Source organism: Nostoc flagelliforme FACHB-838, assembly GCF_014698065.1.
Taxonomy (GTDB): domain Bacteria; phylum Cyanobacteriota; class Cyanobacteriia; order Cyanobacteriales; family Nostocaceae; genus Nostoc; species Nostoc flagelliforme_B.
On sequence record NZ_JACJSI010000005.1, the window covers coordinates 156145 to 174468 of the forward strand.

Annotated in this window: 17 protein-coding genes and 1 pseudogene; 10 read left to right on the forward strand and 8 right to left on the reverse strand. The window is 40.8% G+C overall.

Annotated elements, in window-relative coordinates:
• Positions 1–81: 81 nt before the first annotated feature.
• Positions 82–1260 (reverse strand): sulfate adenylyltransferase, encoded by a 1179-nt coding sequence (sat, locus tag H6G97_RS04470; RefSeq protein ID WP_190939499.1) that lies wholly within the window; start codon positions 1258–1260, stop codon positions 82–84.
• Between the two features lie 216 nt (positions 1261–1476).
• Here sat and H6G97_RS04475 point away from each other — a divergent pair, with 216 nt between their 5' ends.
• On the forward strand, positions 1477–3189 hold the full coding sequence (locus H6G97_RS04475) for a tetratricopeptide repeat protein (protein ID WP_190939500.1): 1713 nt from the start codon (positions 1477–1479) through the stop codon (positions 3187–3189).
• A 55-nt stretch (positions 3190–3244) separates the two neighbouring features.
• On the opposite strand, the gene H6G97_RS04480 is transcribed toward H6G97_RS04475, so the two are convergent.
• The 3 genes from H6G97_RS04480 to mnmA all read right to left on the reverse strand — a co-directional run bounded on the left by H6G97_RS04480 (position 3245) and on the right by mnmA (position 5113).
• Complete coding sequence (locus H6G97_RS04480; protein ID WP_338421578.1) at positions 3245–3637, reverse strand: hypothetical protein; 393 nt, start codon at positions 3635–3637, stop codon at positions 3245–3247.
• On the reverse strand, positions 3627–3971 hold the full coding sequence (locus H6G97_RS04485) for a hypothetical protein (RefSeq protein ID WP_190939501.1): 345 nt from the start codon (positions 3969–3971) through the stop codon (positions 3627–3629). Before H6G97_RS04485 ends, H6G97_RS04480 begins: the two co-directional genes overlap by 11 nt.
• Positions 3972–4057: 86 nt before the next feature.
• Entirely contained in the window at positions 4058–5113 is a 1056-nt protein-coding gene (mnmA, locus tag H6G97_RS04490) for a tRNA 2-thiouridine(34) synthase MnmA (RefSeq protein ID WP_190939502.1), read from the reverse strand.
• A gap of 287 nt (positions 5114–5400) precedes the next feature.
• Here mnmA and H6G97_RS04495 point away from each other — a divergent pair, with 287 nt between their 5' ends.
• Positions 5401–6303: a hypothetical protein gene (locus tag H6G97_RS04495; protein WP_242054801.1), complete on the forward strand. Its 903-nt coding sequence runs from the start codon at positions 5401–5403 to the stop codon at positions 6301–6303.
• Positions 6304–6489: 186 nt separating this feature from the next.
• Complete coding sequence (locus tag H6G97_RS04500) at positions 6490–8085, forward strand: NAD(P)H-hydrate dehydratase (protein WP_190939503.1); 1596 nt, start codon at positions 6490–6492, stop codon at positions 8083–8085.
• A 51-nt stretch (positions 8086–8136) separates the two neighbouring features.
• On the opposite strand, the gene larC is transcribed toward H6G97_RS04500, so the two are convergent.
• Positions 8137–9423: a nickel pincer cofactor biosynthesis protein LarC gene (larC, locus tag H6G97_RS04505; RefSeq protein WP_190939504.1), complete on the reverse strand. Its 1287-nt coding sequence runs from the start codon at positions 9421–9423 to the stop codon at positions 8137–8139.
• 101 nt (positions 9424–9524) lie between these two features.
• Here larC and H6G97_RS04510 point away from each other — a divergent pair, with 101 nt between their 5' ends.
• The 3 genes from H6G97_RS04510 (at position 9525) to H6G97_RS04520 (ending at position 12598) form a co-directional block, all read left to right on the forward strand.
• A complete protein-coding gene (locus tag H6G97_RS04510) occupies positions 9525–10184 on the forward strand; it encodes an L-threonylcarbamoyladenylate synthase (RefSeq protein WP_190939505.1) in 660 nt (219 codons plus the stop codon).
• Between the two features lie 408 nt (positions 10185–10592).
• Complete coding sequence (locus tag H6G97_RS04515) at positions 10593–11813, forward strand: HetZ-related protein (RefSeq protein WP_190939506.1); 1221 nt, start codon at positions 10593–10595, stop codon at positions 11811–11813.
• Between the two features lie 308 nt (positions 11814–12121).
• On the forward strand, positions 12122–12598 hold the full coding sequence (locus tag H6G97_RS04520; protein WP_190939507.1) for a PD-(D/E)XK nuclease superfamily protein: 477 nt from the start codon (positions 12122–12124) through the stop codon (positions 12596–12598).
• On the opposite strand, the gene H6G97_RS04525 is transcribed toward H6G97_RS04520, so the two are convergent.
• Positions 12582–13427 carry a DNA adenine methylase gene (locus tag H6G97_RS04525; RefSeq protein ID WP_190939508.1) on the reverse strand — a complete coding sequence of 282 codons (846 nt, stop codon included), beginning with the start codon at positions 13425–13427 and terminating at the stop codon, positions 12582–12584. The two genes, H6G97_RS04520 and H6G97_RS04525, sit on opposite strands and share 17 nt — an antisense overlap.
• Positions 13428–13592: 165 nt before the next feature.
• On the opposite strand from H6G97_RS04525, the gene H6G97_RS04530 reads away from it, so the two are divergent.
• From H6G97_RS04530 to H6G97_RS04540, 3 genes are all read left to right on the forward strand, one after another.
• Positions 13593–13799 (forward strand): DUF751 family protein, encoded by a 207-nt coding sequence (locus tag H6G97_RS04530; protein WP_190731327.1) that lies wholly within the window; start codon positions 13593–13595, stop codon positions 13797–13799.
• A 123-nt stretch (positions 13800–13922) separates the two neighbouring features.
• The gene (gene rbfA / locus H6G97_RS04535) at positions 13923–14342 is read left to right on the forward strand and encodes a 30S ribosome-binding factor RbfA (protein WP_190939509.1); all 420 of its coding nucleotides are present in this window, start codon (positions 13923–13925) and stop codon (positions 14340–14342) included.
• A 1085-nt stretch (positions 14343–15427) separates the two neighbouring features.
• On the forward strand, positions 15428–15664 hold the full coding sequence (locus tag H6G97_RS04540; RefSeq protein ID WP_012407481.1) for a DUF4327 family protein: 237 nt from the start codon (positions 15428–15430) through the stop codon (positions 15662–15664).
• Positions 15665–16330: 666 nt separating this feature from the next.
• Here the strand turns inward: H6G97_RS04540 and H6G97_RS04545 are convergent.
• Entirely contained in the window at positions 16331–16684 is a 354-nt protein-coding gene (locus tag H6G97_RS04545) for a hypothetical protein (RefSeq protein WP_190939510.1), read from the reverse strand.
• 232 nt (positions 16685–16916) lie between these two features.
• Here H6G97_RS04545 and H6G97_RS04550 point away from each other — a divergent pair.
• Positions 16917–17183: pseudogene (locus tag H6G97_RS04550) on the forward strand (cation transporter dimerization domain-containing protein); the annotation flags it as partial.
• Between the two features lie 26 nt (positions 17184–17209).
• Here the strand turns inward: H6G97_RS04550 and H6G97_RS04555 are convergent.
• Entirely contained in the window at positions 17210–17614 is a 405-nt protein-coding gene (locus tag H6G97_RS04555; RefSeq protein ID WP_190939511.1) for a response regulator, read from the reverse strand.
• Between the last annotated feature and the right edge of the window lie 710 nt (positions 17615–18324).

Here is an 18324-nt window from a genome sequence, read left to right on the forward strand (position 1 = left end):
GGAGTGGGGAAGAAGCAGGGAGAACTTTCCCCTCTGCTCCCTGCACCCTGCTCCTCTGCCTCTTTATTAATGCCCAATGCTCTAAGCTGGTACTTCTATCCGCATTGCCCGCGCTAACTCAGCCGCCACCTCTGGACGGGAAAATTCTGCTGGAGGTAATTCACCACGCCGCAGCATTTCCCTGACTTTCGTCCCTGATAAATGAATACGTTCTTCTGGTCTGCTGGGACTGGTTTTAGATGTTGCCATCTGTTTAGTGCGCGTGCAGTAGAAAGCGTGTTCAAATTTCATCGGCACAATACCCAATTCACTTGGGGCAAATTCATCAAAAATGTATTGAGCGTCGTAAGTGCCGTAATAGTCACCAACGCCAGCATGATCTCGTCCGACGATAAAGTGAGTACAGCCGTAGTTTTTGCGGATTAAAGCATGGAAGATGGCTTCACGAGGCCCAGCATAGCGCATTGCAGCTGGATTAATTGCCAAACTTACCCGGTCTAAGGGGTAGTAGTGTTCCAGCAAAATTTCATAGCAACGCATCCGCACATCAGCAGCAATATCATCTTCTTTTGTCGCCCCGACTAATGGGTGCAAAAATAGACCATCAACGATTTCTAAAGCGCACTTTTGAATATATTCATGGGCGCGGTGGATGGGGTTGCGAGTTTGAAAGCCGACGATGGTTTTCCAACCCTTGTCTCTAAATAGTTGCCGTGAGGCGGCTGGATCAATTTGGTAAGTGGGAAACTGGGGATGAGGTTCGCGTTGCAACAACCAAATATCACCCGCCAGATGTACATTACCTTGGTTATAGAGTACCTGCACGCCGGGATGTTTGGCATCATCAGTGCGGTAGACTTTAATTGCTTCGCGGGTTTTGTCGTAGTTATACTTTTGCGTCAGTTGCAAAACCCCAATAAATTCGCCTCTGGAGTTATCTAGACGGATTAAGCCGCCTTCTTGCAACGGAGAAGCTACTTCTTCACTGACGGATAGTGTAATCGGGATTGACCATACAAGACCGTTGGCTAGTCGCATTTCTGTTACAGTGCGATCGTAGTCTTCCTGGTTCATAAAACCCGTGAGTGGACTAAAAGCACCGATCGCAATCATTTCTACATCAGAAACGGCGCGATCGTCTAGTTGCACTCGCGGCAAAAAGTCAGCTTTTGAAAGAAACTCTGCTCTTTGTTCTGGTGTGGCGATACGGTTAACCAATTGTCCACCGTGCGGGGCTATGGCATCTGGATTGTGACTCAACGTAATCCCCTCTTTGTATTAACTGTTATTGTTTCAGATTATGTACTAACTTATCAAATGCTGGTACGTAGAGAAAAAATAGTTGAAAAAATAGTATCATTTCAACCTACCACAAGATTTACCTGACATAAGAACTGCTTTCAGTTTTCTGCAACTCCAGACTAATAATTGGGAAAAATAAGCTTGAACTCAAGAACTAACCTTTGGAGATTGCAAGTGCTATCTTACTTACGTGTGCTAGCTTCAGCTTTACTTAGACCATTAAGAGCAATCCATCGTTTCGTTAAATTTTTAATAAAACAAGAATATCAAGCAGACGGAGTTAGACATTTAAATCTGGGACTTGACTTATATAACCAAGGACTTTATCATGATGCATTAAAACAGTTCAGTCAAGCTTTATCTTATTTTCAAAGAATTAAAGATTTAAAAAATGAGGGTACTACTCTTAGTAATATTGGGGGTGCCTATCGTAGTATTGGGCAATATTCAAATGCTTTAGAGAACTATCAAAAAGCACTTTCTCTTCATCTTGAAGTCATGGATCGCAAAATGGAAGGAAAAACACTCTGTGGTATTGGGGCAGTGTATTCCTTATTAGGACAATATTCAGAAGCTTTAAGGCACTATAATCACTCTTTAATAATTAGTAGAGAAATAGGCGATCTATGTAATGAAGCTGCTACTCTTAGTAATACTGGCTTAATTTATGGAAGGCTTGGACAGCCTCAAAAAGCCTTAGACAAATATCAAGAGGCATTAAAAATTTACAGAAGTCAAAATCATCGAAATGGGGAAGCAGCTATTCTTAATAACTTGGGACAAACTTACAATGAATTAAGCCAATATCCAGAAGCATTAGAGCTACATCATCAATGTCTTAATATCGAGATAGAAAATAATCATTTATCAGGTCAAGCTTCTTCGCTGAATAATATAGGATGTATTTATCGCCAGATGGGACAATATACAAAAGCGCTAGAACACTATACAAAAGCTTTAAAAATTTTCAAAAAATTAGATGATCGTGCAAACGAAGCTACAGCCCTCCATAATTTTGGAGGTATTTATGATCAGACAGGACAGTATCAAGAGGCATTAAAATATTATCACCAAGCTTTATCAATCCGTCGAGAAATAGGAGTGCAAGAAGATGAAGGTACTACTTTAAATAACATTGGAGCAGTTTATAGTTTTCTAGAAGAATTCCCTAAAGCACTTCAATATTATGAAGAAGCTTTAAGCCTACATAGGCAGATTGGTGATTTTGGTGGTCAAAGTACAACCCTCAATAATATAGGTCATATATATTTTCGTTATGGAAATTATACAACAGCTTTAGAATGCTATCAAGAAGCATTAGTAATAGCGAGTAAAATGGGCGATCACGACACAGAGGCTACTGTTTTGAGTAATCTTGGGTTACTTAACGCTAGTTTAAAAGACTTTGAAAAAGCATTAAACTATTACGAGCTTGCATTAGCACTTCGACGAGAAATTAATGCTCGTCCAGGTCAGGCAGAGACTCTCTATCTCATTGGTGATGTCTATTGCGATTTAGGAAATTATTCAAAAGCACAAAATTATCTTCAAGAAGCTCTAGCAATTAGTAATGAAATTGGAGATAGTCTGAGTGAGAGTAATACTCTTAGTATTTTAGGGTTAATGTATAGACATTTGAAAGAGTATGAAAAAGCTATAAAGTACTATAAGCAATCTTTAATTATTTGTAAACGATTAGGCAATCGGATGACTGAACTTCAAAATATTGAACATATAGGTGAACTATTTCTTGAGCTAAAACAACATTCCAAAGCCTTGAAATATTATCAGCAAGCATTGGCAGTAGCTAAAGAACAAGGTTATCAAAATAATGAAGATAAAATTGTTAAAATAATTAATGAAATTAATAGTTGTTTATTTGATTGATTGATTCAACCTTGGTTAAAGATAAAAAGCGATCGCTATTCCGGTATTATAATTTTTAAAGCTGTAAATACTCCAATAGTAGTAAGCGCAAGTAATCTAATGTTCTAATATAACTCTTTATTTGTTCATAATTGCCATTACTGCCAAAATAAAAACTTGCAATCTGAGGTATATTTAAAACCCGCATAGCTTGTAATTGCTCAATTGCCCGGTCTTGATTGACAATTTGACCTGTGCTTTGAATTTGACTTGCATAGCCTCTGAGATTTACTGTTAAAAGTTCAAGTTCTTCTAAAAGTGAAAACTCTTCATCTTCTGCTGGAAACCGAATAGAAATTTCTTGTCGTTCGCCTCGTGTATTTTGATAAGTATTAGTCAACTGTACTAATAATTGAATAATATTTTTCTTAATCAATTCTTGCTGATTTAAAATTGCTTTAGTCATCATTAACTTTATAAATAACTATCTTTTCAGTACCATATTGGTCAGGTCTGACAATCAGATATTCATTGCCTTTACGGTATACAGCTGAACTATCTCCACGATATCCAGTTTTCGGAACTTTAATCGCTCCTTTTTTATTAAAGTTATGAGCTTTGCGTAGATACTTTAATGGATCAATTCCTTTTCTATTAGCATGGTCTAAGATACTTTGGGCAACACTGGTATAGGTAGCAGCATTCCACTCACTTATGTATTGTTGAATCTCTATCGTCTCTGTAGAAGTATAGCCTTCTAATAGCTGTATCAAAAACTGGTCAGAGATAGGTTCTTCCGGCATATATCCCATTTAAAAATAAAAATACCCCTCTTTACAAGCGAAGAAGGGTAGTTTTGCTTTATCCTAAAACAGGGTAAGAGTTCTTATTAACTAAACTGTTCAATTATTCCGCCACCTAACACTTTTTCCCCGTCGTACCATACCGCCGCTTGTCCGGGAGTGATGCTGAATTGGGGTTCATCAAACACCAAACGCACACGGGAGTTTTCCAAAGGAATCACTGTCACTGGTGTAGGCGTTGAACGATAGCGAATTTGCACTTCGGCATGAATTGGGGTAGATGGTTCAGCAATAGAAACCCAATTTACCCGTCCAACAGTGCATTCTAGTTGAGTTACCTTAGTGCGATCGCCTACTACTACTTTATTATTTTCCGCATCTAATTCAATCACATACAACGGTTCGGCAGCAGCCACCCCTAAGCCTTTGCGCTGGCCAATGGTGTAGTGATGGACACCATCATGCTGTCCCAAAATTTTGCCTGTGGTATCCACAATATCGCCTATTTTCGGAGCTAAATATTTATCCAAAAATGCCCGCATGGAACCGTTACTTTCCACTAAGCATAAGTCTTGGCTTTCTGGCTTATCAGCAGTTTTCAATCCGTATTCAGTCGCAATCCGGCGCGTCTCAGTTTTTTCTAGTTCACCTAGAGGAAATATCGTTGCTGCAAGTAAATCTTGAGACAAATCATAGAGAAAGTATGACTGGTCTTTGTTGCGGTCAACAGCTCTTAATAATTGGTAACGTCCAGTTGCTTCGTCATAGCTAATTCGGGCATAATGACCAGTGGCAATGCGATCGCACCCCAATTCTTCACGAGCATACTGCACCATTGGCCCAAACTTCACCGTTTTATTGCACTGAGAGCAAGGCAAAGGTGTAATCCCAGCACTGTAACCAGTCACCAGGTAATCGACAATATGCGTCTGAAAGAGATCCCGAATATCGACAATCTGATGGGGAACGCCCAGTTGTTCACACAGTTCAGCCGCGTCGATCATACCTTCAGAGCAACATTGACCTTTGCCTTTCATTAGCCAAAGAGTCAGACCAATCACTTCATAGCCCTGATGGTGCAGGATAGCTGCGGCGGTGGAACTGTCAACGCCACCAGAAAGACCAACGACGACTTTTTTCATACAAAGCACGACAAGCTGCGTGGTTGTCCAATTGTAGCATACACTCTTTCATTGCCTTGCTACCAAAGCACTTCAGTTTCAAAATCGCTGAAGGAGTGTAGGCTTTGCCCATCGTAGACATGGCTGTTTACTCTCCCATCGCTCTTATCTAAGATTAATTACAGATGTATTTTTTGCCACGCAAATGAGCTAATTTTACGTTAACGCTATATAGTTGCTACAACGGTGAACTAAATTAGTTCCTAATGGAATTATCTAAAAATACTTTGACTACTTTCTAAACTATTATGTCTAGAGGAATATCAAATCAATTTATCCGATTTCAGATGCTGTGTCGAAGTTATGAAGGTTGGAAGCCCACTATCAGACTTCTCTTTTTGTTAGTAGGAGGATGGTTAGTACTGATTCCCAACTCTACCCCAGCACAAGCACAACTGCACAACAACAATGTGCTACTGGCTCAACAAGAAGGCGAATTTTTACCGCCACCGCCAATAATTCCCTTTGGTCAACAGCCATCACCGCAGTTACAACCGGCTCAACCAGAGGACTTCAATCAACGTGAACTGAATTTTCAGCCCTCTCAACCATTACAAAACAATCAATTTGAGCAGAATTTTCAGCCCTCTCAACCTGGACAGTTTAGTCAATATAACCAGAACTTTGAGCGCTACTTTGTTTACGTTGATGGTGATGATTTCCAGACGCTACAAGCAATACGTCGGATTGAACCCAGTGCTTACATTCGCGAGTACCAAGGCCGGAGGGTAATTCAGTCAGGAGTTTTTAACAGAATATCTAACGCCCAACAACGGGTGAATGAGCTACAGTCACTAAGCATATATAACGCCCAGGTTGTCAGCTACGCTAACGGACAGGAAATAAATCCAGGCTCTAGAGGTTTTATTGGCGATCGCAATAATAGAAATGCTAATAGACCAGCCTCTAGATATTATGTTGTAATTCCCACCACTCCAGAAGAATTACCTGCGATCGCAGAACAACTTAGGCAGAATATAGCTCGATTTAGCCCAGATTTCGGTCGAGTTGGCGGAGTCCTCGAAAGGACGCAACCACGAGGCCCACATGTAGCAGTAGGGCCTTTCCCCGATCGATTCCAAGCTGGGGAATGGAATAAGTATTTGCGAAAGATAGGATACGGTAATGCCAGGGTTTACTACGGGAAGTGAATAATACCAATTCACGAAAACCCTGATACATATAGATTTCTCGTAGGGGCACGGCAATGCCGTGCCCCTACCAACGTATTTGTATCATTATTAAAGTGAAATGGTATAAGTGGGGATTGGAGATTGGAGACTAAGGACTGGGGAGTAAAATTAAACTCATAACTCAGCACTCAGCACTTAGCACTGATGGAAGATAGGCAAGAACAAATTTCGCAAGTGGTAGTGACTGCTGTGCAGATGCGCAATATTGAAAAGCGGATCTTTGCAGCAGGAATGCCTGTAGTTGCTTTGATGGAAAAGGTGGCGGGATTAATTGCCCGTCGCATTCTAGAGATTTTTCCAACTCTCCTTCAAAATACTTTCTCGATTCCCCCCTCTTTAAGAGGGTCGCCACAGGCGGGGGGATCTCGTATCGGAATTCTTGTCGGCCCCGGTCATAATGGTGGCGATGCTTTAGTAGTAGCCCGTGAATTACACTTTCGCGGGTATCAAGTTTGGATTTATTCTCCTTTTTCTAAACTTAAAGAATTAACTTCGCAGCACTTGCAATATGCCCAGAGTTTGGGCATTTCAATTTATCAAACAATTGAGCAATTGCCAGATTCTGATTTGTTGATTGATGGGTTGTTTGGGTTTGGTTTAGAAAGAAACCTGACTGATCCCATTGCCTCTGCAATTAATCAGTTAAATGAATTGTCTGTGCCGATTTATAGTATCGATTTACCTTCAGGTTTGCACACCGACACAGGCGAAGTATTGGGAACTGCCATTCGCGCCACTCACACATTTTGTTTAGGTTTATGGAAACTAGCTTTTTTTCAAGATCAGGCGTTGGAGTATCTTGGTAAAGCTGAGTTAATTGATTTTGATATTCCTTTAGCTGATGTAGAAGCTGTTCTCCAAGATGTACCCAGAATTAAACGTATTACAGCAGCAAAAGCACTTGCTACTTTACCTTTACCCCGTCCAGCAGTTACTCACAAATATAAAGAAGGACATTTATTGCTGATTTGCGGTTCGCGGCGCTATGCAGGTGGAGCAATTTTAACTGGTTTGGGTGCTAGGGCTAGTGGTGTAGGAATGCTTTCGATTGCCGTACCCGAATCCCTTAAATCTCTTTTGGTGTCACACTTGCCAGAAGCGCTAATTGTCGGTTGTCCAGAGACGGAAACTGGAGCGATCGCTCACCTACAACTACCAGAAAATACCGATCTGAGTTCTTTTAATGCGATCGCTTGTGGCCCCGGTTTAACAAGAGATGCGACCCCCATTGTGCAAGAAGCGATCGCTGTTGATGGCCCTTTGATTCTTGATGCCGATGGTTTAAATATTCTGGCACAAATGGGAGCGATCGCCACGTTAAAAAAACGCCAAGCGGTAAGCGTACTTACACCCCATACAGGCGAATTCCAACGATTGTTTCCTGATGTCACCGATACCAAACATGACAGGGTGAAAGCAGTACAAGAAGCTGCCGCGCAAAGTAGTGCAGTAGTGTTATTGAAAGGGGCAAGAACTGCGATCGCAAACCCTCAAGGTGGCGTTTGGATTGTTCCTGAAAGCACACCTGCCTTAGCGCGTGGTGGTAGTGGCGACGTATTAACTGGACTACTGGGCGGACTCTTAGCGCAAGCAGCAACTAAACAGATTCCTGTAGAAGATATTGTGGTAACTGCTGCTTGGTGGCATTCACAAGCAGGTATAATAGCCGCCCAAGAGCGTACCGAATTGGGTGTAGATGCGTTTACATTGACACAATATTTGCTAAAAGCTCTAACTTAGTTATTTCCCTCGTTCCCAGTCTCCGACTGGGAACGAAGAGAACGACGAGATTTAGGCATTAACTAAATACCAACGCTGTAACGCTAACCGTTGAATTTCGCGCCAGGCAATATTATGTTTTCGGGCTAAGTCTGCACAATCTTCATATTCTGGCTGCACATTTGCAATAACTTTTTCTGCTGATTGTCCTTTCCATGCTACCTTCACACGCACTTTCCCATATTCCGTTTCCACTTGTTGAATTTCCCGTTGTAAAATGGCGCGTTGCTGAGTTGTTCGCCGAATGCCCAAAGTAGTGGTTTCTTGAAATAAAACCGTTTCACACCTGAGTAAATTTTCTGGATGACAAATCACAGTCAGCAAAATTCCCGGACGCGACTTTTTCATACCGATCGCTTGGGTAAAAACATCCAGCGCACCAGCCGCAAATAACGCCTCAAACACATAGCCAATAGCTTGTGGACTTAAATCATCAATTTGGGTTTCTAATACCGAGATGGTTTCCAAATTTGAGCTAGTTTCTTCATAATCACTGAAATTTGACTGTAAACTTGTGCTTTCACCCAACCAGAGGCGTAAAATATTGGGAATGGGTAAATTTATGGTTCCTGCTCCCAGTCCTATCTGCTTGATAGCGATCGCAGGTGGTGAACCAAAATCTCTTGCCAAAGTAGTGGCGATCGCGGCTCCTGTTGGTGTGACTAATTCTCTGTCAATGCCATTGCTATAAACTGGACAATCCCGCATTTCCCACAGCTTTAATACCGCTGGTACTGGTACTGCCATCTGACCATGTGCAGCCCGAACAGTGCCGCCACCAGTCGGGAACGCCGAGCAGTAAAGTAAGGGTAATCCTTCCTCGTTGCTCTCAATCCCCAACCAATCCAACCCCAGGCAAGTACCCACAATATCTACGATCGCATCTATAGCACCCACCTCATGAAAATGAACTTTTTCAGGAGAAATGCCATGCACTGCCCCTTCTGCTACTGCTAACTGTCGGAATACTGCCAAACTCCAAGCTTCTGCCCGTGATGGCAACCCCGCTTTGAGGATCATCTGCTCTATTTCTGGCAGGTGTCGTGTGTGATGGTGGCTGTGTTCGCGATCGTGGTGCTGATGATGATCATGATCGTGTACTAAATCCACATTGACTTTAGTCGCCTGCTGACCATTACGTTGGACAAGTTCTGCCCTTAACTGATATTCCTGTTCAATACCTAATCCATTGAGTTTTTCAATTAAATACTCCACAGGAACACCCAAACTTACCAAAGCACCCAGGCACATATCGCCAGAAATTCCTGTCGGACATTGAATATAAGCAATTTTATTCATAATAAATTTCTCATTTGTCATTGGTTATTAATTACTTCCCCTGCCTCCCCTGCCTCCCCTGCTCCCCCTGCTCCCAGTCCCCAATCCCCACTCACCGAGTTATGGCAAAAATTTTCCCAGTTCATCCGGATAATCCTCAAATTCGCCGAATAGAGGAAATAAAGTCGGCGCTTTCTAGTGGCGCAGTCATGCTTTACCCTACTGATACAGTCTATGCGATCGGTTGTGATTTGAATGCCAAGTCGGCGGTAGAACGAGTGCGGCAAATTAAACAGCTAGCAAATGATAAACCACTGACATTTTTATGTCCCTCGCTTTCAAATGTGGCAACTTATGCCTTCGTAAGTGACACAGCCTATCGGATTATGAAACGCCTGATTCCAGGGCCATACACGTTTTTGCTCCCAGCTACTAAATTAGTACCGCGATTGGTGCAAAGCCCCAAGCGGAAAACTACTGGAATCAGAGTACCAAACCATACTGTGTGTTTGGAATTGCTGGCAGCATTGGGTAATCCGATTATTTCAACTTCGGCACATCTGCCACCAGATGAAGCAGATGATGGCATGATTCGGATAGATTCAGAAACGATTCAGTCGCGGGTAGAGCTATTTGACCGTTTGGATAAGTTGGTAGACATCATTATTGACACTGGCGAGGAACCTACATATCAAGTGTCTACTATCTTAGATATGACCGGAGACGAAGCAGTAATTATACGGAGGGGTTTAGGTTGGGAAGCAGCAGCAGCATGGGTATAAGAATTCAACTTCACAGGCTCACCTCTCCGTTTCGGAAATTGTGATAAAAACGACTCCAGTTTTCTAATTGTCATACTTAAAGGCGACGTCTACTATGGGCTGTTTGCTGACACAGTGGATATAACAGGATGGTGGCAACAGTTGGCACAGCAAGGTATTTGACAACTTTGAGAAAATGGTAGGTACTCGTGTGCCAGCGTCAATATAGTGGCTTGTGAAAAAAACCGACACATTGCCAAAACTGTAACTCTTTCGTATTTCCTATAGTTTTATATATGAGCTTTAAATGTGAGCATTATATGCGGCAAACCTTGATGGATGAATGCCCAAAGATTCTCCGGTCAAGGACGGTCTTGATTGCTGTGTCTGCGTTGTAATTACGGTGCAATACTACTACCTGGAAAAGTCATGAAAGCTAACGTCGTCAATCTACCAAACTCTACATCCATTTTTGAGAACCACGTTTCGACTGAAGAATTTTCAGATAGCAGCAGTGATAGCCTGATTGACTTGCTGTGTGAGGAAATGCAAGCGCAAGTAAAAGCAACACCGAAGTGCGTAGAAGCTTTAGCAAAGCGCATAGCCGTAGAAGTAGAACGCATTTGCGACAAAAGCTCTCGTATCCAAACATCTGGGGAAATCAAGTCCTGGCAAATGACGTTGGGAAGGCATCGGATGCAAAAATGCTTACGTTACTACCAACTAGGTTCTAAGCAAGGGCGGGTAGAATTACATAGCAATTTGGGTGCTATGGTTTACCGTCATGTAACTATGGCCGGCTCTGAGTTGGGCTTTGATGCTCGTTACAGCCTGATTGAAGATTTTTTACAAGCATTTTATATCGAAGCGATTAAAGCTTTCCGCAGAGAAAACGAACTACCAGAGAATCACACGCCACGTACTCAGCTGCAATTAGCTGAATACATGGCTTTTACAGAGCAGTATGCCAAACGCCGGATCAATTTACCTGGTGGTGCAAATCAGCAATTAATTATCTTACGGGCCCAAGGTTTTGCTCGTCGTCAGCCCCAAGAAACTACCGTGGATATTGAAATGGCGGTAGAGTCTGCTAAGGGTGAAGAAGCAGAATCTTACCAGCGTAACTCGGCGGTGCAACAGCTGCGATCGCAGATGATTGCCCAAACTAATTTCGATCCATCAGAAGAGTCAGAACGCGATCGCGTCATCACAGAATTAATGAAATATTTGGAGTCTCAAGGTCAATCTGATTGTATGAACTACCTCAGCTTGAAACTTCAAGACCTCTCAGCCCCAGAAATTGACCAAATTCTCGGTTTAACTAGCCGTCAGCGCGATTACCTCCAACAACGGTTTAAATATCACGTAGAAAAGTTTGCCAAGCAACACCATTGGCAATTAGTACATCAATGGTTAGGTGCGGGTTTAGAGCAAAAGTTGGGTTTATCTTCCCAGCAGTGGGAAATCTTTGTAAATCAACTCACAGAACAGCAACAGCAAATATTACAGTTAAAAACTGCACGACAAAACGACGTTGCGATCGCTAAAACCATCAAATGCACTCCCAAACAGCTACAAAAGCGCTGGACTCAACTTTTAGAACTAGCATGGTCTATCCGCAACGGTCATACTGAAGCTCAGACAGGTTGAAATTAAGGCGAAATCATGACAATTTATCCAATATTCCAGTTATTAGAGAGGTTTGAAAAAATTTAAGAGGCAAAAAGAAAAGGGAATTTCATTACTTTTATAACTTCCCTGAATTAGTAACTCGCCTTATCCAAATTATTAATACATTTGTATTTATTTAGTACAGAAGTACCAATATTTTCCGATTTTTCATGCATTAATTCAACCTTGTTTAGTCAAAATCAAAAATTCATATTAAGCAACTGACCCTTTTTTACTACTTCTGTGAAATCCTGTAATAAGCAGGACTTTTGGCAGAGGGATTGAGGATGGCTCTGACTCAAGGCGGACGGGCAAATAAGTCTGGAAATATTTTAGAAAGAAATGTAGAAGCAATTTTGACTGGGCATAATTATTTCCAAGTCGGGAACTATGTCCCAAAAGAATTTATACTAAATGCTGCTTTATTGCCAAAGCGTTATGGAAAAGAAGTTTATATTGGAACTGGAATTTATCATACCGCTCTGAAGGTGGATTTTTATGTTGTTGGCTTACCTGCAATGCCATCTGGTTTAATTTTCGAGTGCAAATGGCAAGAAAGCCCCGGTTCGGTTGATGAAAAGTTTCCTTACTTAAACATGAACATCCAGAACTATTATCCTGCACCAACTATCGTCATCTTAGGCGGTGAAGGTATGCGAGAAGGCGCAAGTAAATGGCTAAAAGCAAGAGTTAATGATAACCATAATTTATTAGCAGTTTATAGCTTAGATAGATTCATTGCTTGGGCTAATAAAAATCTTTAAAAGATGTAATTAAGAGTTCGTTAATCATACCTCTATTTTTTATATTTGAGTTAATTGATCGGGCTGCTTTGATTTGATAGATTTCAAAATTAATATCAGTATAATTTTTTTTAATAAACTCACTATCAGAATTACATACCATAACTTTGACACCACGACTTGCTAACTCTGCACAAGTATCTCTTAAAATTTCTTGGTCTTTTTTACTAAAACAATTTTGACTATAAGCAGTAAAATAGCTAGTCTCACTGAGAGGATGGTAGGGCGGGTCAAAAAATATAAAGTCATCACTGCTAGTCGCATGATTTAGGACTTCTGTAAAATCTGCTTGTTTAATTTCTGCATGAGAAAGCCCTTCTGAGGCTGCTTTTAGTAAAACCTCAGAACAAATATTGGGATTTTCATATCTGCCTAAAGGCACATTAAATTTTCCCTGTGAGTTGACTCGATAAAGACCATTAAAACAAGTCTTATTAAGATAAATTAGACGAGCAGCTTTTTCTATGTCAGTTCCCCCAGAGTGGTTTCGGATGCTATAGTAATAATCTTTATTATGTCTAATTTGATGCTCTTTCAATAGAGAAATTAATTCCTCAACATGATCTCTAACACAACAATAAGTGTTAATTAATTCGGCATTAATATCAGTTAAAACTGCTGCGGTTGGTTGGAGATAGAAAAAAACAGCGCCACCACCTAAAAATGGTTCATAGTAATTTTTATAACTTTTGGGAAAATAAGGAATATATTGCTGTATCAACCTACTTTTACCCCCTGCCCACTTCAAAAATGGACGCGGGCTAGTTTCCTTGGGGATTTGAATTACCATTTACTTGCAATTTAACTAAAAATAATCGTGACTAAATAAAGCCAATATAACCGACGAAGTAGATTTTATATTAGCTGGCTAATTTTCCAGCCGCATAGATTACAATTGAGTAGATAAAGCATATCAAAACAAACGTAAGTATATAACAAGGCAGTTTACATTCAGATGTTTGACGGATTTTGGGATAACGTCTTTCGCTACCCCCGGTACTTAATTAGTATCGTCTTAGGACTGTTTCTGAACACCTTTGCGCCGTTAGTGCCATTGTTGAAGCGTCCAGTCACTTTGATCGCTATCTTGGGTTTGTTTGTGAGCAGCCTAGTCTTCCTTACTCTCACCCTACGGGCAATGCTGGGCTTGAGTACAATCTAGACTAGCGTTATATCGGGGTTATGCCCCACAGACACTTGTTCTTGGCGTTGCTTTCGCTAAGTAGTGTTTACTCAACTTGCATATATTTTTGTTGTACAACCTCTGTGAGGAGGCGAAATTTTTATGGCTACAAATCGCCGGGTTTCCCGCGTTGCTGAATTGATCAAACGGGAAGTTAGCCAAATGCTTCTCAACGGCATCAAAGATGACCGTGTGGGTACAGGAATGGTAAGCGTTACTGATGTTGATGTTTCTGGCGATCTCCAACACGCCAAAATCTACGTCAGCATCTATGGTACAGATGAAGCTAAGGTAGAAACAATGGAAGGCTTAAAGTCAGCTACAGGTTACGTCCGTAGCGAACTTGGGGCGCGGGTACGGCTACGTCGTACACCAGAGGTGCTGTTTCTCGAAGATCGCTCCATAGAACGCGGTAATAAAGTACTGGCCCTACTAAATCAACTTAACCATGAGCGTCCGCCAGAACATCTGGTAGCACTAGAAGACAGCACTGATGAAAATGATGACGAATTTTCCGAATAAGTAACTAAAACAACAATGTAACTTCAGAACAATTAATCTCAGCAAATCCGCCAAACAGCTTACAGACGTGACCAGATCACGTCTGTTTTAATGTAACCATAAACCTAATTCAGCGATTCAGTAGTTGTATATATACGCTTTCTGTTTGTCTTAGCCTTCGTTTCGTACTCTAGTACTGTCACTTCTCTTACTTCCACAGCGATTGAATATTTTTTTGTCGGAACAGAATAAGGTTGCCAGTCGTCAGATTTCAATTGGGTATTCTGTACGGCTGGCGGATAGAGCAGCGTAAAGCCTTCTCTTCTCCTTCTCTATCGGACAGGCCGCGCGAACGCGAAGAGCTTCTTTGCCTCTGCTCGTGAATTGTGGCTTCTTCAATTAGAATTCCCTGATTCCACCTCTTACATAAGATTTATCTAAGGAAAACTGTTTAATGGGAGTGCTGAAATTAACTTGAGTCATTGCGGATTTGCTTAAGAGAATGTTAACAGATGCTAGTTTAGAAGCTTTCGTAGTATATTTTAGCCGTTATGTTTTGCAACAGTTTATACCCTAATATCTGACAAATATTCTTGTGTTGTTTATCCTTAGATAAATACCAGCAGTTCTAGATCCGGTTGTAAGGTGATTAGTTGATATGTAAGCAATGCCTGCGGTGGTCACTGAGCTTTGTCGTACCACTTGCCTACGGCACGCTCCGCGAACGTAGAAGCAAGCTACGCGCAGCGTCTCGTAGAGAAGTGCGAGCTACGCCTACGTGAAATAAACTTTTCCCACCTACCAAATCTTGCCTAAAGACAGTAATGGCAAGACTTCCAGACTTGTGGCATCAAAGTCATACAGCTGCCACAGCAGGTTAAGTTAACTACTCGGAATTTTTTTTGTAAAGCGGATTTTCCATAAATGTCAGGATTCGTTGACTTTCTTAACATATCTTGAGATAATTTTAGGAGATGTAGCGTCAAAATAAAAATAGTTCCGTATAGCAAACTACAAAATTCTAGCCACAAGTCTAATTTCTGTAATGTTTGTTCCTAATTATTAAGGGGAACACTATCGTAAGTGTTAATTTGTGAGTAAAAAACATGAGTGTGAATACGGTGCCTTCTATCAATTACTACTCTCTGGATCTGATTCAAGACGAAGCACGCCGACTGGTGCAAAAGGGGATGATTAGCCGACAACAGCCAATATATACCCTCTGCCAATACATTCCAGCGAGAGAGTGGGTTTGCGTTGAATGTGAATTAGAGAAATGTGACTTTTTGTTACGCGATCGCATTGGCGACCTAATTGGTCGTGAACAGTGGGACAACGACTAAATCAATCTTTGATTTCAGATTTGGATTGGGAGCTTATTCTCGATGTGTGAGTGTCACCATCAACGATTTAAAGCCCAATCTGGGGGATAATCTCTGGTTTTTAATGAGCATTGCCCTACACAGAATCTTGCGTTTTTCATTAATACAGAAGCACTTGAGTCTGAATTTATATAACTTTTCAAGTCAAAGAATGCATCAGAACCATTTGTTATGTATATCTGGTGTCACAGCTTGAGTTTAGTATATAGATTCTGTGATGTTCCTACATTGATCCGATAGAGGTATAGACAATACAGTTTGGTTAACGTATTAATATTTTGAAGATCCCCCAAGTCCCTTAAAAAGGAGGATTTTAACCCTCTTTTACCTCCTTCTAAAGGGGGTCGTCGTAGGCGGTAGCATTTTAACCTAACTGTATTAGAAATGTAGGAACCTCACTTTTGACTCGCAATCAATTGCATCGCTTTTTTTCAAGTAAGCGATATTCTGCTTGCTGTTAAAAGCTAAAATCCGTCTTGAAAAGTTTAGTTTGTTAAGTCGGGCTAATCGACACCAGTTGCAGCAACAGAGGGAACCTCCGCAAGCAACTGGCTCAACCTTGAAAAAATTCAAAATTTATATAGTATTTTTTTAAATCTCGAAAAGCATAAAAAATCATCTTACATATTATCCTACTTGCTCTAAATACTGATTAATGTCTTCAATGATGCGAGTAAGTTCAGCTTCAGTAGTCAAGCGAATGTTGAGGTTGCGGACAGTCAGCAAAACCTTGGCTGCGAAGGGCGTTGGCCAGATATTAGGATTACAGAAAATTTCTAAAAATACTTCACCTGTATAACGATATTCCAGGGGAGGCTGGGGAGTGACTCTACTACCGCCAGGAGTGGGTTTAGCGGCGACAGCTTTCAAGCGCTCCATCAGTTGATCCATTGCTGTCTTTAATTCGCGTGCTGCTTCGGGTGAAAAACTGAAGGAGACTGAGCCTTCAATTAGGTTCAATGTTAGAGGAGTTGAAGACATACCTTTTTGATTAAAACTTCTTGATAAGTACTAATCTTACTGGAATAAGGGGTCTAAATCCCACTTTGATAGTTCTCTGTGTCTTCTTCAAAAACCACAGCAGCAGGTAGGCACTTCCTTAAGTGGGTTAGGTTGAACAGAAAGATCAGAGTCACTTTTCCTGCTGCGAGTTTTTTGGTAATCCTAGACATGATTTTGTGTCTTTGATGGTTTTTTCGCCGGGTTAGTAGAAGTTTTTAGGCGTAGCTGGTCAGTTTTAAAAGAGAATTTGCTTTAGCTTGTGGAGCAAATGGCGATCGCCTCTCGCGGTGTTTTTGGTCGCCAAGTATTCATTGAAATGCATTTAATAGTAGATGCATCAGATGTAGAAACCGCTCACCACATTACTGAAGAAGTAGAAAGCTGATTAAAGGAACGGTTTCGTCCAGTAAGGATTTTAATTCACGTCGAGCCACCAGCATATAAGTCTGAGCAAATTATTTTTGAAACGAAGGGATGAGGAAGCTGGGGGTAAATAACCAATTACTAACTCTTATAATAGGCAATCAAATTAGCGACGATTGCAACTAATTCTCCAGGATCAACTGGTTTAGCCACATGACTTTGAAAGCCTGCTTCCAGGGCACGGCTACGATACTCGCTATCGCCGTATGCAGTTAAGGCGATAGCGGGGAGTTTTCCATAAATATCAGGCTTCAGCGCCCGGATCTTGCGGATGAAAGTGTAGCCATCTTCATCAGGCATAGCGATATCACAAATCAAGACATCTGGTTGCAACTCAGGTAATACTTTCAATGCTACTGCTGCTGATATAACTGCCGTAACAGTGGCTCCATCACCTTCTAACACGGTAGTAATGTAAAAGCGACTATCATCATCATCATCAACTACGAGGATGTTTAAGCCAGCAAGGGGAAAAGCAGGTTCCATAACATCTCCATTAATGTTGATCAAATGAAAGTTATTTATAATGAGCTGCTTGTTATTTATTTCTTAATAAGCATACCATTGGTAATTTTACTGCGATCGCGCCTATTTTCCTAGCTAATAACTCAAATTTATCCGATTACTATCAAGTTGATGGTTAATTATTCATTGATATTTATAATTGCTGGATAAAATTATGTTAGTATTTAAATTCTTTTATATTTTAGAAATTAACTTTAACGAGCGAAGAGTTGGACTTTCAAAATATCTTTGCTAATTACTGGCTGCTTCATTACTAATAAGCTTAAATTTTGATATAGGCTTTAAAAATTAAAAGTAGTAATATTAATTCTCTGTAAAGTTGTACTTAATGATTACTCATTATCCTTAGCATAAATACAGCGGCGTAAATAATTAAAGGTTTTTAGTAAAAACTTTAGTCCTCAAATGAGGGCTGAAGTCCTTACTACAAAATAACCTCAATGTTTTTTACATACTTAACTTAGCCTTATTTATTCTCATCGACTTACTTGTTTGGCGGTTTATTTAATAATTAAATGCATATTCATAGCCAATTAGTAGAAAGTTACTTATAGCAACAGACAAGGCGGTTAGGACGCTAGGCGAAGTACATATTCCATAGCATCCCTGATACAGTCAAATTGAATAAGTTGTTGACGAATTCGACTCTTCAACCATGACCAACATCGCTC

Excerpts from the sequence above, each read along its gene's own strand:
- H6G97_RS04540 (WP_012407481.1), top strand. The coding sequence starts at position 15,428 with ATGAGTGTGAATACGGTGCCTTCTATCAATTACTACTCTCTGGATCTG.
- H6G97_RS04530 (WP_190731327.1), top strand. The coding sequence starts at position 13,593 with ATGTTTGACGGATTTTGGGATAACGTCTTTCGCTACCCCCGGTACTTA.
- H6G97_RS04510 (WP_190939505.1), top strand. The coding sequence starts at position 9,525 with ATGGCAAAAATTTTCCCAGTTCATCCGGATAATCCTCAAATTCGCCGA.
- rbfA (WP_190939509.1), top strand. The coding sequence starts at position 13,923 with ATGGCTACAAATCGCCGGGTTTCCCGCGTTGCTGAATTGATCAAACGG.
- H6G97_RS04500 (WP_190939503.1), top strand. The coding sequence starts at position 6,490 with ATGGAAGATAGGCAAGAACAAATTTCGCAAGTGGTAGTGACTGCTGTG.
- H6G97_RS04545 (WP_190939510.1), bottom strand. The coding sequence starts at position 16,684 with ATGTCTTCAACTCCTCTAACATTGAACCTAATTGAAGGCTCAGTCTCC.
- larC (WP_190939504.1), bottom strand. The coding sequence starts at position 9,423 with ATGAATAAAATTGCTTATATTCAATGTCCGACAGGAATTTCTGGCGAT.
- H6G97_RS04525 (WP_190939508.1), bottom strand. The coding sequence starts at position 13,427 with ATGGTAATTCAAATCCCCAAGGAAACTAGCCCGCGTCCATTTTTGAAG.
- H6G97_RS04520 (WP_190939507.1), top strand. The coding sequence starts at position 12,122 with ATGGCTCTGACTCAAGGCGGACGGGCAAATAAGTCTGGAAATATTTTA.
- H6G97_RS04495 (WP_242054801.1), top strand. The coding sequence starts at position 5,401 with ATGTCTAGAGGAATATCAAATCAATTTATCCGATTTCAGATGCTGTGT.
- mnmA (WP_190939502.1), bottom strand. The coding sequence starts at position 5,113 with ATGAAAAAAGTCGTCGTTGGTCTTTCTGGTGGCGTTGACAGTTCCACC.
- H6G97_RS04485 (WP_190939501.1), bottom strand. The coding sequence starts at position 3,971 with ATGCCGGAAGAACCTATCTCTGACCAGTTTTTGATACAGCTATTAGAA.
- H6G97_RS04555 (WP_190939511.1), bottom strand. The coding sequence starts at position 17,614 with ATGGAACCTGCTTTTCCCCTTGCTGGCTTAAACATCCTCGTAGTTGAT.
- H6G97_RS04480 (WP_338421578.1), bottom strand. The coding sequence starts at position 3,637 with ATGATGACTAAAGCAATTTTAAATCAGCAAGAATTGATTAAGAAAAAT.
- H6G97_RS04515 (WP_190939506.1), top strand. The coding sequence starts at position 10,593 with ATGAAAGCTAACGTCGTCAATCTACCAAACTCTACATCCATTTTTGAG.